A 15,288-nucleotide genomic window follows, 5' to 3' on the forward strand; every position below is an offset into this window, starting at 1 on the left:
CCGTCAATCCCCTGCAGTGAAACTGCACCGCGCTGCAACAAGCGATTGCAAGATTATGAGTGATCTTGACCATCGGAGCGCGCCGCATCTACAGTCCGCCTGATATTTATCGGCGTTTCGCTGAAACTTTCATCGGGAGCATCGTGCGCACCCTTCGAGCCCTGGTGGCCGCCGCCCTGTTATGTCTCGTGCCCGCGCTCTCCGCGCACGCGGCGGCCCGCCTCACGTACGACCTCACGTACGACTTCGAGGACGGCACCACCCAGGGATGGGGGCCACGCGGCGGCGGCGTCTCTGTCACCGTGACGCCGGAGGCCGCCCACGGGGGCACGAGCGGCCTCCTGACCACCGGCCGGACCGCCACGTGGCACGGCGCGTCCATCGTGGCGCCGTTCGTCCGGGGCGTCGGCTACACCGTGACCGCGTACGCGCGGCTGGTGAGCGGGCAGCCGGCCGCCACGATCGCGCTGACCGTCCAGCGCACCCCGACCGGGGGCAGCACCACGTACGAGCGGGTCGCGGCGGCGACCGTGACCGACGGCGGGTGGACGCGGCTTTCGGGGAACTACCTGTTCACCGCCGAGTCCTCCGACGTGCAGCTCTACGCCGAGAGCTCCGACGCCACCGGCCAGTTCTACCTGGACGACATCGTCGTCACCCCGCTGGGCGACCCCACGCGCGAGCCCGTCAGCAGCGACTTCGAGGACGGCACCGCGCAGGACTGGGCGCCCAGGGCCGCCGCCGCCCTCCAGTCCAGCGCGGAGGCCGCCCACGCCGGCAGCCGCTCGCTGGCCGTGAGCGGCCGCTCGGCCTCCTGGGACGGCCCCGCGCTCAACGTGCTCGGCCGGATGGCCAAGGGCGACAAATACGCCCTGTCGGTGTGGGTGCGGCTCGGACCGGAGGCCACGGCGGGCCGGCTCGGACTGTCGATCGAGCGCAGGACCGGCGGCACCCCCAGCTACGAGCGCGTCGCCTCGCCGAAGGACGTGCCGGCGGGGGAGTGGGTGCAGCTGTCGGGCACGTACACGCTCGCGTACGACGTCGACTTCCTCAGCGTCTACGTCGAGTCCGACACCGGCACGTTCCCCTTCTACCTGGACGACTTCTCCATGAAGTACCTCCAGCCCAAGCCGATCCAGACCGACATCCCCGCGCTCAAGGACAAGGTGCCGTTCGTCATGGGCTCGGCGCTCACCAGGCCCGACGCGCTCGGCGTCCACGGCGAGCTGCTGGCCAGGCACTTCAGCGGCGTCACCCCCGGCAACGAGCTCAAATGGGACGCCACCGAGCCCCGTGAGGGCGAGTTCACCTTCGCCGACGGCGACTTCCTGGTGGACTTCGCCACCCGGCACGGCATGACCATCCGCGGCCACACGCTCGCCTGGCACAGCCAGACCCCCGACTGGGTCTTCCAGAACGCCGACAAGGAGACGTTGCTCAAACGCCTGGAGACGCACGTGCGCACGCTCGTGACCAGGTACAAGGGCAAGATCGCGGCCTGGGACGTGGTCAACGAGGTCGTGGACGAGAACCAGCCCGACGGCCTGCGCCGCTCCCAGTGGTACGAGATCGCCGGCCTCGACTTCATCCGCACCGCCTTCCGCGTCGCCCACGAGGCCGACCCGGCCGCCAAGCTCTTCATCAACGACTACAACACCGAGTTCCCGCGCAAGCGCGAGGCCCTGTACGCGCTGGTCAAGCGGCTCAAGGCGGAAGGGGTGCCGATCGACGGCGTGGGCCACCAGCTCCACCTGAACATCGAGCACCCGCCCGCCTCCTCCGTCGAGGCCACGATCGAGCGCTTCGCCACGCTGGGGGTGGACCAGCAGATCACCGAGCTGGACGTCAGCGTCTACACGGACTTCGTGTCGTCGTACGACACGATCCCGCCCGAACTGCTCGCCCAGCAGGGCCACCGCTACAAGGAGCTGTTCGACGTCTTCCGGCGTCAGGCCGCCGACCTCAGCTCCGTGACCGTCTGGGGCGAGTCCGACGACGTGAGCTGGCTGCGCTCGTGGCCGATCCCGCGGCTGAACGCGCCGCTGCTGTTCGACGACGACCTCCAGGCCAAGCCCGCCTACTGGGGCGTCGTGGACCCGTCGCGGCTGCCCCCGCCGCAGCGCCGGCTGGAGGCGCCCGCCGGGACGCCCAAGGTGGACGGCAAGCGGGACCTCGAATGGGACCTGCTGCCGGACTCGCCGGTCGCGCGGGTGGGCGAGGTGTCGGCCGGGTTCCAGGCGCGCTCGTCGGGCAAGGGGCTGTACGTGCTCGCCGAGGTCACCGACCCGACGGCGGGCAAGGACGACCGGGTGACGTTCACCGTCGACGGCACCCCGTACGTGGTCAAACGAACCGGCACCTCGTACGGCGTCGAGCAGACTGACGATCCGCACGCCGCCGTCAAGGGGACCGGCGGCCCCAAGGCGGCGGTGCGGCCGACCCCGACCGGCTACCGCGTCGAGGCCCTGATCCCGGCCGCCACCGACGCGGACGCGACCGCAAGCGCCTTCACGGCCGTCACGGGCGCCGACGCGGACGTGACCGCAAGTCGTTCCACGGCCGTCACGGGCACCGACGTGGAGGTGACCGTGAGCGACTCCGCCGGCGCGAGCACCTCCTGGACGGGACAGGTGACCGCCGCGCCCGCGATCAAGCTCACCGCCGCCGCCCACCGCACGCCCGTCCTCGACGGCGCCGTGGACCGGGCCTGGTCGGCCGCGCCGGAGATCCGTACCGCGACCTGGATCCAGGGCACGTCCGGCGCGACCGCCAGGGTCCGCTCGCTGTGGAGCGGGTCCACCCTGTACGTCCTCGCCCAGGTCACCGACCCGACACTGAGCGAGCAGTCCCCGAACCCGTGGGAGCAGGACTCCGTCGAGATCTTCGTGGACCCGGGCAACGGCAAGACCAAGGGCTACGAGGACGACGACGGCCAGTACCGGATCAGCTTCTCGGGCCGGATCACGGTCGGCGGGACGTTCGACGCGGGCGGGGTGAAGGACCACGTGAAGGCGGTGACCAGAAGGGTGCCCGGCGGATACGTCGTAGAGGCGGCCATCGAGCTGCCCACGATCACCCTCGCCCCGGGCACGCTCCTGGGCTTCGACACCCAGGTCAACGACGCCACCGGCACCACCCGTACCAGCGCCGTGACCTGGAACGACAACACCGGCCGAACCTACCTGGACACCAGCCACTGGGGCGTCCTCCGGCTCACCCAGGGGTAGGCGGGCCCGGAGCCACCCACCCGTTGCCCGGTTACGGGGTGGGCCTGCCGACACCCACCCCAGACCGGGATGCCTTTGAACCGCGTCGCCGTGCCGCTCACCGCCGCGCTTCAGGGCCTCACCGCACTGGCGTTGGGCGGCGCGATGTCCGCCGAGCAACTCGAGGAGAGCCTGGACGAGACGATCGCGTTCATTCTGCGCGGCCACGCGCCTTGAGCCGCTGACCGAGCACACCCTGCCCGGCGGTGGTGATGCCCGGCGACGGGCGACGCGCTCGCGACCCGTTCCGAACGCCCGGTGGGAACTGTGAAAGGCCCACCGGATAAAGACGGTCGTGACAACCACTTCAGAACGGGAGCTCGTCTTGACGGACCCTCCATCTCCCGGCGGCGGCCATCAGCCATCGGTACGCGGCCGAGCGGCGCTGGTGGACTGCCGGGACGACTCCTCCATCATCGAAGCCTCGCTGCGCACACCGGAGTGCTTCGCGGTGCTCTTCGATCGGCATGCCGCCGTGCTGCACCGCTACGCCGTGCGGCGTCTTGGACCCGAACATGCCGAGGACGTGGTGGCCGAGGCGTTCACCAGGGCCTTCGAGACGCGCGACCGGTACGAATTCGCGCGCACGGAGGCGTTGCCCTGGTTGTACGGCATCACCACGAACGTCATCGGCCTGCACCGGCGTGCCGAAGTGCGGGGTTACCGGGCCATGGCCCGTACGGGTGAGGACCCGGTGGTCGCCGCGTTCGACGAGCGGGTGGCCGCCCGGGTCTCCGCGTCGGCCACCCGGCAAAGCCTGGCCGCCGCGCTGGCGAAACTCGGCCGCGGCGAGCGGGACGTGCTGCTGCTGATCGCCTGGGGCGATCTGACGTACGAGGAGACGGCCCAGGCGCTGCGGGTGCCCATCGGCACGGTCCGATCACGCCTGTCACGCGCCCGGCGCAAGGTCGCGCACGCTCTGGGCGGCGCCAATCCGGCTGAGACGAGAGAAGAAGACCATGAACGACCTTGAGCTGATCAAGCGCCTGCGCTCGGAGGTGCCGGAAACCGGCCCGGACGCCTTGACCGGCGCGCGGGAGCGGCTGCTGGCCGTGACAGCCCGCCCGGCGGCTCCCCGGCGGTCCCGGCGGCCTTTGACCATGCGGGTCACAGGCCTTGCCGCTGCCTCTGCCGCGGCCGCGCTCGCGGCGGCCGTCGCCGTCGTGATCGGCCCCGGCCAGACCGCCGTGCCCGTCAAGCCACTGCCCTACGCCCGTAACGTTCTGCCACTGACCTCTGCCAAGAACATCCTGCTCGTGGCCGCCGACAACGCGGAGCAGGAACCACAAGCTTCCGGAACCTACTGGCACATCAGACAGGAGAGCGAGAACGGCCGGCTCCGGGGAGAGAGCTGGACCACCCGCGATGGGCGGCGGTGGAGCAGGGGCATGCCGGGCCGCGGCGAGGGCGTGGTGGAGGAGCCCTCGGCGTCGTTCTGGCTGGGACTCGGGCGCGGCGGCGAAGTCGGCTTCCAGGACCTCCAGGAGTTGCCGACCGACCCTGAGACGTTGAAGCGGCGGGTCGTCGAGATGCGGACGGAGACCGTCGGCGAGCTGGACATCGCCTTCCTTCCGCTGGTCTCGCTGATCGCGGAGTTGCCCGCGCCCGCGGAGGTCCGTGCGGCGGCGTTCCGCGCGCTCGCCTCACTGCCGAACGTCCAGCGGCTGGGCGCGGTCGAGGGTGGGGAGGAGCTGATGATCCCCGATGGGACCTGGGAGATCAAGTTGGTCGTCGATCCCCAGACTTCCCGGGTGATCCGTACCAATCTGCTGCCCACCAGCGACGGCGGGCTGGCCGGTGCGAACAGCGGGTTCATCAAGCTGACCACCGGTTGGACGGACGAGCTTCCCCGGTAAGGGTCCTTTCCTTCGTACACGAGGTAGATCATGACTTTAGGCAAGTCGCTCCTCGCCGCTCTGCTGGCGGGGACGATCGGTGTCACACCGACACAGGCACCGGCATCACAGACCCCATCTCGGCAGGTGAACGGGATCACCCTGATCACCGGTGACCGGGTGGTGGTCGCCGGTCAGGGGCATCGCGTGGAGCCGGGGCCCGGCAGGCAGGTCGGCTTCTCCAGTCAGGTGCGCGGGGGCCACCTGTATGTGATCCCGTCCGATGCCGCGCCGTTGCTCGCCCAGGGCGTGCTGGACCGGCGGCTGTTCGACGTCACCCAACTCCTGGCCTGGCGGTACGGCGATGCCGACACCCCCGACATCCCCGTCATCGAACAGGGCATCACCACGTCACTGGGCTCGTCGCAGGTGCGGAAACTGTCCAGTCTCGGCATGAGCGCGGCACGTGTGTCCAAGGCGAACGCCGCGCAGACCTGGCGGACCCTCACGGGAGCTCGCGCTCTGGTGGCGGGTCGTACCAAGTTGTGGCTGGACGGCCGCAGGCCGTTCCTGCTGGACGACAGCGTCAAGCAGATCGGCGCACCGCAGGCGTGGGAGCAGGGGCTGACGGGCAAGGGCGTCACGGTCGCGGTCCTGGACACCGGCTACGACCCCGAGCATCCCGACCTCAAAGACGCGGTGATGCAGGAACGAAACTTCAGCGACGAACCAGACATGCGCGACAACGTCGGCCACGGCACCCACGTCGCCTCGATCGTGGCCGGCAGAGGCGAGAAGTACCGGGGCGTCGCGCCGGAGGCGAGCCTGGCCATCGGGAAAGTGGGCGGGCCCGAGGGCCCGACCGACTCGGCCGCCCTTGCCGGTATGGAGTGGGCCGCCGTCGAGGTCAAGGCCAAGATCGTCAACATGTCCTTCGGCAACTCCGACCTTCCGGAGCTGGACCCGCTGGAGCAGGCGGTCAACACCCTGTCGGAGCGGACCGGCACGCTGTTCGTCGCGGGAGCGGGGAACGGTGGCCCATTGCCATCGTTGATCTCCCCAGCCAGCGCCGACGCGGCCCTGGCCGTGGGCGCTGTGGACAAGCAGGACCAGCTGGCGAACTTCTCCAGCCCAGGGCCGCGGCTGAACGACCACGCGATCAAACCCGAGCTGACCGCGCCGGGTAAGGACATCACGGCCGCCGCTCCAGGAGGCGGCTACCAGGAAATGAGCGGTACGTCGATGTCCACGCCGCACGTGGCCGGGGCGGCGGCGATCCTGGCCCAGCGCCACCCGGACTGGACGGGCGCGCGGCTCAAGGCCGCCCTGATCGGCAGCGCCGCTCCCGCTCAGCGCGCGACCCTCTATCAGCAGGGCGCCGGGATGGTCGACCTGGTGCGCGGGTTGCGGCAGCAGGTCGTGGCCGAGCAGGGCAGTCTGTGGGCGGTCTTCCCCTACAACGGCCCCGGCGAGCGGTCGGCGACCAAGACGATCACCTACGCCAACACAGGTGACAGCCCCGTCACGCTCGACCTGTCGCACGACAGCCAGGTGCTCAAGCTGTCGGCGGAGCACGTCACGGTCCCGGCCGCGGGCAAGGCGTCGGTCACGCTCACCATCGACGCCGGCGGGAAGGCCCCGGGCGACTACCCGGGAACGGTCACCGCCAGGTCGGGCGACACGGTGATCCGCACGCTGGCCGGCGCCTACGTCGAGCCCGAGTCTTACGACGTCACCATCACCGTCCTCGACGCTCAGGGCCGCCCGGCCGATCCCCGTGAGAGCCAGGTCTACAACGCCAGGACCGGGGCCGTCCACCTCCCGGTTTTCCGGGACGGTGTGGCCACCGTCCGGCTGCCCGAGGGTGACTGGAATGTTTTCACCGAAGTCGGTCTCCCCAAGTTGGCCTCCGCGGTCGCCGACGTCCCGGTGACGATCGACGGCGGCGACCGTCAGCTGACGGTGGACATGCGGCAGAGCAAGCCGGTCACGTTCACACTCGATGACCCGGGCGCCGAAAATCAGCCCGGTTCCGGTTTCGGGCTGTCCCATGGCCAGTGGAACTTCGGCATGACGTGGTCGGGGTCGAGGGTGACCGCGCTCCACGTCGTTCCCAGCCGCCAACCGGGTCTGACCTACACCGCGGAGACCACGTGGGTCAATGAGGACGTGTCTCCGGGGCCTGTCGTCTACAGCCTTGTCGACCGTCGCACCGGCGGCATTCCCGACGATCCCACATACCACGCCAGGCAGCAGGATCTGGCCAAGGTCACCGCGACGTACCGGGCCTCGGGAGTGGCGGCGACGGGCACGCCGCACGCCGGGGCGCGCATCTTCGACGTCCCGGGAGCCTCCATGATCTGGACGGTGCGCGACATCGCCCTGCCTGCCACGGTCATCCACTACCGAACGCCCGGGCTGACCTACGAAAGCGGGCTCAAGGTCGGTGATTCGGTGATCGTCGACGGTGGCCGGCAGGCGAAGCCCGGCCAGACCGGCGAGGTCTGGAACGCCGCGGTCACCGGGCCGTCGTTCCTGCTGCCGGGCGGCGGCCGTACCGGCGACAGCCTCCTGTTCTCGGGGGTGGGGCTGTTCGCCGACGGGGGAGAGGGGCGTTCGGGCTCCGACGGTGCCGCGACCGGCTCCGCCGCTCTCGCCAGGGACGGGCACGTGCTGGCCACGGCCGACCTCACCGGCTGCTCCGTCTATGAGTCGCACAAGTGCCGGCTGCACGCCGACCTGCCCGCCGAGCGCGGGACGTACAGCCTGACCGCGTCGATGCGCAGGCAGGTTCCGTACTCGGCGTTGTCGACCGGCGTGGAGTCCGTGTGGACGTTCCGGTCCGGCACCACGACCGAGGAGCGGCCCCTGCCGTTGATGGCCGTCCGCTACCGCCCCGAGGGCCTGGACGACTTCAACCGCGCCAGGCCGGGCAGCACGACCCGCGTGCCCGTGTGGGTCGAGCGCAACCCCGGCTCCACGAAGGCGGAGGTGGCGTCGATCCGGCTGGAGCTGTCGGCCGACGACGGCGCCACCTGGCGCGGCGTCCCGGTCACCCGCACCGGCTCCGGCTGGACCGCCACGCCGGCGAACCCTCGTACGGCCGGGTTCGTCTCCCTCCGCGCGGTGGTCACCGACACCGCCGGCAACCGGGTGACCCAGACGATCACCCGCGCCTACGCCGTCAGCTGATCCGCAACGGTGAGGGCGCCTTCGGGGCGCCCTCACCGCCGTCGGCGGTCACGGCAGGCGCAGGTTGGGGCTCCGCTTGAGCCCGAGGAGGCCGAGCAGGTCGTCGATCATGTGCTCGAACAGCGGCTGCGGGTCGTCGAAGGCGAATTTGTGATGCCCGTAGACGGCCATGCAGAGCAGCCCGTAGATCTGCCGCCAGCAGACGACCATGAGGAACACCACGCCGATGGGGAACCCCAGGCCGACCTCCAAGCGGTAGGTGCGCAACTGCGCCGCCAGAACGGGGTCGATCTCCTCGTCCGCCGGGCAGGTCAGCCGTCCCTCGTCCCACAGGCGGGCGAACAGCTGCCCGAACAGGCCGCCCAGCTCGCGCGCGATGACCACCGGGATGCCCTCCTCCGACTCGGCGATCTTGGCGAAGCCGGCGCCCATGAGCAGGTCGAACTCGACCTTGTTGGCCAGCGACCAGTCGAGCACGGCCTGGGTGGCGGCGTGCAGCTGGGCGCTGACGTCGTCGGGGTCCTGGCGCCGCACGGCCAGGTCCACGGTGTCGATGAACTCCGCGGTTATGTCGTCGTAGATGGCGCGGACGAGGCCCGCCCTGCCGTTGAAGTAGCGGTAGAGGGCCGGGGGCGTCACGCCGACGCCGCGGGCCACGGCGGCGAGGGTGAGACCCTCGATGCCTTCCTCCGCGGCGATCCTGCGGGCGACCGCCTTGGCGTCGCGTTCGAGCTCGGCCCGCAGTCGTTCCCGTCGCGTCAACGCTGTCACCCGACCATCTTGTCTGGTTTTGCCGGCTGCGGTCACTTGCAGTGAAGGGGCATCACATGGTTAATGGTATTCACTCTTTTATGGATCATCATTGAAGGCGTGAAGGAGATCATGGATGAGTTCGCGTAGAGGTGGCTGGCCGGCGGTGGCGGTCGCGCTCCTCCTGGCGGCAACCGGCTGTTCGGCGGGCTCCGGCCCCGTCGCCCTGGCGCAGCCGAGTCCCCGCGCCTCCACCCCCGCCCCGGACCCCAGGAAGACGGCGCTGGCCGAGACGGCGAAGAGCCTTCCGGCCGTGCTCGCCGCCCAGGGGCCGGTCGCCTGCTCGTGGAATGACGACGGGTGGCGGGCCACGGCCTACGACGACGCCTTCCGTACCGGTGTCGCGAGCTTCTCCAGCGTGACGCTCGCGCCGCTCCTGACCGAGATCGCCGCGAAGGCGGGCGGAGAGGAGGCCGTCGTCCGCAGCCTGTGCGGCGAGGAGGGGGATCCCGGAGTCAGCCCGGTCTCGCCGGACGGCCGCCGGATCGCCGTCCAGGTGGACTTCCCGTCCGGCGGCGACCCGACGCACGTCGGCTGGCTCGACCTCGGCACCGGGACGTTCGTGGACCTCACCGACAGGTCGAACAAGAAGGGGTACGTCAAGGAGACGTTCTCCGACAAGTACCCCGGATTCGCGCCCGACGGGTCGTTCTGGTTCCTGCGCGACTCCCAGCAGTACTTCTCGGCGGACCCGGACGGCCGGCTGACTCCGCGCAAGGTCAGCCTGGCCTGTTTCACCAACAGCAACGACGACACCTTCTACCGCGTCGTGGGATCGGTCGCCGTCATGTGCCCGGGCACCGTCCATCCCTCCGGGAGGTTCGCGGCCGACCCCAGCCGGGTGGCCGTGGGGATGAACCTGATGCAAGGGGCCGAGCTGGACATCCTCGCGAACACCGTGGACCGCTATGAGGACGCGCCGCTCCAACTGCCGTTCGGCATGGAGATCGTCGTGCGCGACGGCGGCCTGCGCCACTGCGACCCCCTCGCCTGGATCAACGCCACCGACCTGCTCTGCGCGGGCGGGAGCAACGACTTCTACACCGCGCGGATCAACCCCCGCCTCGCCCGGAACGACGTCGAGTACGTACAGCACACCGAGGTGAAGGTGAAGAACGAGATCGCCCCGGCGACCGAGTCGTCGATCATCTCGGTGGCCCTCTCCCGGGACCGCCGCTCCCTGATCATCGCGGCCGGCGAGAACGACGACACCGCCACGGCCAAGCTCTACCGCGCCGACCTGAGCTCCCCCTCCGCTCCCGTGGAGATCGGCCCGATCCCGGCGGAGTCGAGGGAGCACTTCACCCTCCTGAACAACTACCAGCAGCCCGTACGCGCCGACGGCACTTCGCCCTGACACCGCGATGATCGCGATGGCGGGCCCGGCCCCCACGCCTGGGCCCGACTACCATGTGACCGTGACCACGAGCCCCCGACATGTCCGAAAAGGGGCCGTCCCGAGCATCCGCGACGTCGCCGCCGCGGCCGGCGTCTCGCATCAGACCGTCTCCCGCGTGCTGAACGACTCCCCCCGGGTGCGGCCCGACACCCGCGCCGCGGTGCTGGCCGCGATCGACCGGCTGGGGTTCCGCCCCAACCGGGCCGCCCGGGCGCTCGGCCTCGGCCGCGCCAGCGGCGTCACCGTCGTGACCTCCAACACCATGCTGTACGGGTACGCCTCCACGCTCCAGGGCATCGAGGAGGCCGCCAGGACCGAGGGCGTGGCGCTGGGGATCAGGGTCGTGGAGTCCGCCGAGGTCCGGCAGACGGTCGACTACGTCAGCGACCCGAGCGCGGGCGGCCTGGTGGTGATCGCGTTCGACCCGCTGGGCACGGCGGTGGTGCAGGCGCTGCCGCCGCACGTCCCGGCCGTGGTGGCCGCCGAACCGGTCGCGCCCGACCTGGGGCGGGTGGCGATCGCGCTGGACGAGCGCCGGGCCGCCGCCGACGCCACCCAGCACCTGCTCGACCTGGAGCACCGCACCGTCCACCACGTGGCCATCCCCTCCGAGGGCCGGGCCGGCGGGCGGCACGCGGGATGGCGCGACGCGCTGCGGCAGGCGGGCGCGGAGATCCCCTCGGTGCTGGGGTGCGGGTGGGACATCGAGTCGGCGTACGCGGCGGGGGAGCGGCTGGCCCGCTCGCCCGGGGTGACGGCGATCCTGTGCGGCAACGACGACATCGCGCAGGGGGTACGGCGGGCGCTCTACGACGCCGGCAAGGACGTTCCCGGGGATGTCAGCATCGTGGGCTTCGACGACATCCCAGGTTCGGCCTTCTGGACCCCGGCGCTGACGACCGTGCGCATGGACTTCGTGGGGCTGGGCCGGGCGTGCTTCCACGCGGCGCTCGCCGAACTGAGCGGCCAGCCGCAACCGGACATCTCCCTGGTCCCGCCCCGCCTGATCGTCCGCGAGTCCACCGCCCCTCCCCGGCAGTAGGTGGGCCGGGGCTTCCCCACCCGTTGACCGTCTGGGTGGTGGGCCGACTGATGCCCACCCCGGACCGGAACACCACCGGCACCGTCGTTGACCGGCAGGCACATCACGTTGGGGCGGGACTATGGCAGATTTCCGCTCTCACCTGGGGCTATGGTCCGAGGAAGTCCCCAGAATCCAAGGCCGCCCAGCGCGATTGCCACTCAGAATTCGTCGTACCCGGAGACCTGGCCGATGGAGAAGACATGCCGGTTCGCCGCGCAGATCGTCTCCAAAATGTGAATGGGCGTATCCTCGGTGGAATAGCTCGCCCGGAGTACCTGGACGACCCACTCGCCCGGCTCCAACTCCAGCGTCTCACGCTCGAAGGCGGTCGGCGGCCGGGCGGTCAGGTTCTCCTCCGCGTGACCGAACGCGTAGCCCAGGGCGATCAGCGCCGACTGAAGCGACGGCTTGACGAACTCCGGCTCGGCAAGCCGGGTGTCGCCGAACAGGTCGGCGCGGAAGTAGCTCGTCGCGATCCGCACCGGCACGTCGTTGGCGGTCATCATCTTGCGCCGCGCAACGATGTCCACGCCAGGTTCGACCCGTAGGCAAGCCGCCACATGATCGCTGGCGGGCTCCAGTCCGACGTATAGCATCTGGCGGTCGGCCCTGAGCCCCTGCCGTTCCGCCTCCGCCAGGAACAGGGACTTGGAGCCCCGTACGGCGGGCTCGGTCGGCAACGCCCGCTGCACCAGCACCCGAGGAGCGGGGGACGCGGGCCCTTCCGGAGCACGAGCCGTCGGCCCCTTCCTCATCTGTGAGATACGACCAGGCGACACGCCCAACCGCCCGGCGATCTCCTCCAAACTCATGCCGGATTCGCGTGCCTCGGCGATGGCCTGCCGCCGCATCTTGGCCGCCTCGGTCACCAGCCCCTGTTCCTCGGTCATGAGTCGGCTGAGAAGACGGGCTCGTTCCACGGGATCGCTGACCTGGGCGACTTCCCTCAGCGTCTTCAAGTCCATCCGGGCGTTGCCTCCTCGGCGACCGACATATGGTGCACTTTAGCCCCCCTATTGCGAGGGTCAAGCCACAGCTCTACTCTCGACTTTAGCCCCCCTAAAAAAGGGGGCCTTAAGCAGACCCCCACCTGCGGGACGAACGGTGCAGCAACACCGCCCGCAGACGGGGGTCTGAAGCATCGAGAGCTTTGGGGCGTCAACGATGCACGACCAGATTATCGCCGTGCCCAAGAACGGTAAGAAAACGCAAGCCGCACTATCCGCAGATCTCCTACGCCGGTCCCTCCAGATCGAGCACGGCATTCACGCAGACACACACGAGGGCTACGGCCTTGCCCTGGTATCGGTCTGGGTGGGGCTGGTGGTGTGGTGCGACGGGACTTGGTACTGGTGGCGGGCCGGCTGGGATGACCAGCGCAAGCGGGTGCTGTACGCCCGCCATCCGGCCGTCGAGCCGTCACGAGCCGCCCGACGTATCGCCTTCCGCTACGCCGATCTCCAGAACCGTCGTCCCTCCTCGACGACGATCGGCGATCTCGCCACCGGCCGCCTCAAGTGGCAAAAGACCGGCTGAAGTGGCTCAGTCGCATTGGCGATCCAAAGTGGAGGTGTCACAATGACCGCTGTGCATTTCGACACCTACACGAAGGCTCGTGCGCATCTCAAAGCGCTATTGGACGCGGCTGAACGCGGCCGTGTGGCCACAGTGCGTCGCGAGTCGGCCACGACCGCCCTCGTAGACGTCGATAGATTGCGCCACCATCTCGCCGCGAACACTCCACCTCGCGCACAAGCGGTTCCCGAGGACGGCGGTTGGTCGGTCTTCATTCCTGGCCCGCCCCTCGCAGCCGAAGGCCGGACCTTCAATGAGGCCGTCATCGAGATGGTCGATGCGCTGCGCGAGTACGCCGAAGACTGGCAGGACCACCTGCTCGACGCCCCCAACCATCGCGAGAACTGGGGGCTGGTGCAGTTGATCAGTCTCAGTGATGACGATCAGCTGCGTGAATGGCTGGTAGGGAAGGCCAGGTGACCTGGCCCCAACCCACGCGCCAGGACTCCGATCGGTTCTGCCAGATCGAAGGCCGGCGACCACCCTGGGACGCTGCCGGGCGAGCCGGGGCGCACCATGTCACCTCTGAGCTCAATCTCTCGATGGCCGGATCCTGAGGACCCGGATCTCCCATCCGGTCGACCGAAGCACCTACGGTCGGAGATGCGGGGTCACATACTGCGCGATCAGCTACAGGTGGACGAAACGACGTTCTGGGCATGCGTCAAGCACGGCGCTGTACCCGATCGCGGAACGCCCAAGCTTTCCGCTCACGCACTGCCCGCTGATCTTGTTCAGCTGCTGATCTCCAAGGTGGGCCTGGATGAGGCCGAGGTCGCAGTGATGAGCAAGGAAGACACCGTGGCCAGGATGCAAAAGTACTGGGCTGAAGGCGTCTGATCTATCCCTCATCCGGTAAGGGTGGGTGGGATCCGCCTTTTCCTGTCGATCAGGAACTGTACGGTGTGCCTCGGTCAACGACGGTGCCGGTGGTGTTCCGGTCCGGGGCGGGGTCCAGCAGGCCCACCACCCAGACGGGTAACGGGTGGGGAAGCCCCGGCCCACCTACTGCCCTCGCCGCGGGGGCCGGACGGAGTTGCGGACGACGATGTGGGTGCCGAGGACCACGTGCTGGCGTTCCTCGCGATTCAGCGCGAGCCGGACCGCCGTCCGCCCCAGCTCCTCCGTCGGGATGTGCACCGTCGTCAGCCCCGGCTCCAGGTCGGCGGCGAACGGGATGTCGTCGTATCCGACGAGCGACACGTCGTCGGGCACCCGCAGCCCCGCCTCCCGCAGCGCCGCCAGCACGCCGATGGCCACCATGTCGGTGGCCGCGAACACGGCGGTGAACCGCGCCCCGAGCGCGATCAGCCGCCGGGTGCCCTCGTATCCGTCGGCCCGGCCGAAGCCCGCCGGGATGACCAGGTCGGGGTCATAGGGCACGCCGAAGGACTCGTGCGCCCGCACGAACCCGCGTTCCCGGTCGACCTTCGTGGTGCTGCGGTCGGCGGGGGAGGCGGCGCCGAGCAGGGCGATGCGGCGGTGGCCCTGCGACAGCAGGTGGCTGGTCATGGCGTAGGCGCCGCCCTCGTTGTCGTACTCGACGACGGTCGTGGGCACGTCGTCCCCGAGCGGCGGCCGCCCGCACAGCACCAGCCGGGAGCCCGCCTTGTCGAGGGCATGGGCGAAGTGGGACATGCGCTCGCGGTAGGTGTCGTCCAGCGAGCCGCCGCCCACCAGGATCACCGCGTCGGCCCGCTGCTCGCGCATCGCCTCCACGACGGCCAGCTCCCTGGCCGGGTCGCCGTGGGTGGTGCACACCATGCACAGCCGCCCCTCGGCGGTGGCCTGCTGCTCGACGCCCTTGGCCACGTACGCGAAGGACGGCCCCGTGACGTCGTCCAGCACGAACGCCACCATCTTGGTGCTCGCCCCCGACAGGGCGCGGGCGTGCACGTTGAGCACGTAGTCGAGGTCGCGCATCGCCCGCAGCACCCGCGTCCTGGTGGCCTGGGCGACCGGGTAGTCACCCTTGATCACCCTGGAGACCGTGGTGGCCGACACGCCTGCCCGGGCGGCCACGTCGCGGATCGTGACCCGCTCGTCGTCGGTGAGCACCCCTTTTGTGCTTACTTTTCGCGACAAGGTCGGCCCTTCACGGTTTTCGGCAGACGGAGCAGTGCGGGT

Annotated in this window: 13 protein-coding genes; 10 read left to right on the forward strand and 3 right to left on the reverse strand. The window is 69.9% G+C overall.

The window, feature by feature from the left end:
- Positions 1-143: 143 nt before the first annotated feature.
- The 5 genes from H4W80_RS48555 (at position 144) to H4W80_RS48575 (ending at position 8,293) form a co-directional block, all read left to right on the forward strand.
- Positions 144-3,227: an endo-1,4-beta-xylanase gene (locus H4W80_RS48555; protein ID WP_192791253.1), complete on the forward strand. Its 3,084-nt coding sequence runs from the start codon at positions 144-146 to the stop codon at positions 3,225-3,227.
- Between the two features lie 75 nt (positions 3,228-3,302).
- Complete coding sequence (locus H4W80_RS48560; RefSeq protein WP_192791254.1) at positions 3,303-3,443, forward strand: hypothetical protein; 141 nt, start codon at positions 3,303-3,305, stop codon at positions 3,441-3,443.
- 148 nt (positions 3,444-3,591) lie between these two features.
- Positions 3,592-4,239 carry an RNA polymerase sigma factor gene (locus tag H4W80_RS48565; protein ID WP_225964078.1) on the forward strand — a complete coding sequence of 216 codons (648 nt, stop codon included), beginning with the start codon at positions 3,592-3,594 and terminating at the stop codon, positions 4,237-4,239.
- Complete coding sequence (locus tag H4W80_RS48570; RefSeq protein WP_192791255.1) at positions 4,226-5,122, forward strand: CU044_5270 family protein; 897 nt, start codon at positions 4,226-4,228, stop codon at positions 5,120-5,122. The genes H4W80_RS48565 and H4W80_RS48570 overlap by 14 nt, the downstream gene beginning before the upstream one ends.
- A 126-nt stretch (positions 5,123-5,248) precedes the next feature.
- Positions 5,249-8,293, forward strand: coding sequence for a S8 family serine peptidase (locus H4W80_RS48575; RefSeq protein WP_192791256.1), 3,045 nt, complete (start codon positions 5,249-5,251; stop codon positions 8,291-8,293).
- A 48-nt stretch (positions 8,294-8,341) separates the two neighbouring features.
- Here the strand turns inward: H4W80_RS48575 and H4W80_RS48580 are convergent, their stop codons facing one another.
- Complete coding sequence (locus H4W80_RS48580; RefSeq protein ID WP_192791257.1) at positions 8,342-9,064, reverse strand: TetR/AcrR family transcriptional regulator; 723 nt, start codon at positions 9,062-9,064, stop codon at positions 8,342-8,344.
- A gap of 115 nt (positions 9,065-9,179) precedes the next feature.
- Here H4W80_RS48580 and H4W80_RS48585 point away from each other — a divergent pair, with 115 nt between their 5' ends.
- Positions 9,180-10,460 (forward strand): hypothetical protein, encoded by a 1,281-nt coding sequence (locus tag H4W80_RS48585; protein WP_192791258.1) that lies wholly within the window; start codon positions 9,180-9,182, stop codon positions 10,458-10,460.
- Between the two features lie 61 nt (positions 10,461-10,521).
- Positions 10,522-11,544 carry a LacI family DNA-binding transcriptional regulator gene (locus H4W80_RS48590; protein ID WP_318787403.1) on the forward strand — a complete coding sequence of 341 codons (1,023 nt, stop codon included), beginning with the start codon at positions 10,522-10,524 and terminating at the stop codon, positions 11,542-11,544.
- A 200-nt stretch (positions 11,545-11,744) separates the two neighbouring features.
- Here H4W80_RS48590 and H4W80_RS48595 read toward each other — a convergent pair whose 3' ends face one another.
- On the reverse strand, positions 11,745-12,551 hold the full coding sequence (locus tag H4W80_RS48595; RefSeq protein WP_192791260.1) for a UTRA domain-containing protein: 807 nt from the start codon (positions 12,549-12,551) through the stop codon (positions 11,745-11,747).
- Between the two features lie 199 nt (positions 12,552-12,750).
- Here H4W80_RS48595 and H4W80_RS48600 point away from each other — a divergent pair, with 199 nt between their 5' ends.
- The 3 genes from H4W80_RS48600 (at position 12,751) to H4W80_RS61905 (ending at position 14,001) form a co-directional block, all read left to right on the forward strand.
- Positions 12,751-13,122: a hypothetical protein gene (locus tag H4W80_RS48600; protein WP_192791261.1), complete on the forward strand. Its 372-nt coding sequence runs from the start codon at positions 12,751-12,753 to the stop codon at positions 13,120-13,122.
- A gap of 42 nt (positions 13,123-13,164) precedes the next feature.
- Positions 13,165-13,581: a prevent-host-death protein gene (locus H4W80_RS48605; protein ID WP_192791262.1), complete on the forward strand. Its 417-nt coding sequence runs from the start codon at positions 13,165-13,167 to the stop codon at positions 13,579-13,581.
- 216 nt (positions 13,582-13,797) lie between these two features.
- Positions 13,798-14,001, forward strand: coding sequence for a hypothetical protein (locus tag H4W80_RS61905; protein ID WP_318787404.1), 204 nt, complete (start codon positions 13,798-13,800; stop codon positions 13,999-14,001).
- A gap of 165 nt (positions 14,002-14,166) precedes the next feature.
- Here the strand turns inward: H4W80_RS61905 and H4W80_RS48615 are convergent, their stop codons facing one another.
- Positions 14,167-15,219 (reverse strand): LacI family DNA-binding transcriptional regulator, encoded by a 1,053-nt coding sequence (locus H4W80_RS48615; RefSeq protein WP_192791263.1) that lies wholly within the window; start codon positions 15,217-15,219, stop codon positions 14,167-14,169.
- Between the last annotated feature and the right edge of the window lie 69 nt (positions 15,220-15,288).

Origin of the sequence: Nonomuraea angiospora (genome assembly GCF_014873145.1) — a bacterium.
GTDB classification, from domain to species: Bacteria; Actinomycetota; Actinomycetes; order Streptosporangiales; family Streptosporangiaceae; genus Nonomuraea; species Nonomuraea angiospora.

Excerpts from the sequence above, each read along its gene's own strand:
- H4W80_RS48570 (WP_192791255.1), top strand. The coding sequence starts at position 4,226 with ATGAACGACCTTGAGCTGATCAAGCGCCTGCGCTCGGAGGTGCCGGAA.
- H4W80_RS48585 (WP_192791258.1), top strand. The coding sequence starts at position 9,180 with ATGAGTTCGCGTAGAGGTGGCTGGCCGGCGGTGGCGGTCGCGCTCCTC.
- H4W80_RS48595 (WP_192791260.1), bottom strand. The coding sequence starts at position 12,551 with ATGGACTTGAAGACGCTGAGGGAAGTCGCCCAGGTCAGCGATCCCGTG.
- H4W80_RS48600 (WP_192791261.1), top strand. The coding sequence starts at position 12,751 with ATGCACGACCAGATTATCGCCGTGCCCAAGAACGGTAAGAAAACGCAA.
- H4W80_RS48605 (WP_192791262.1), top strand. The coding sequence starts at position 13,165 with ATGACCGCTGTGCATTTCGACACCTACACGAAGGCTCGTGCGCATCTC.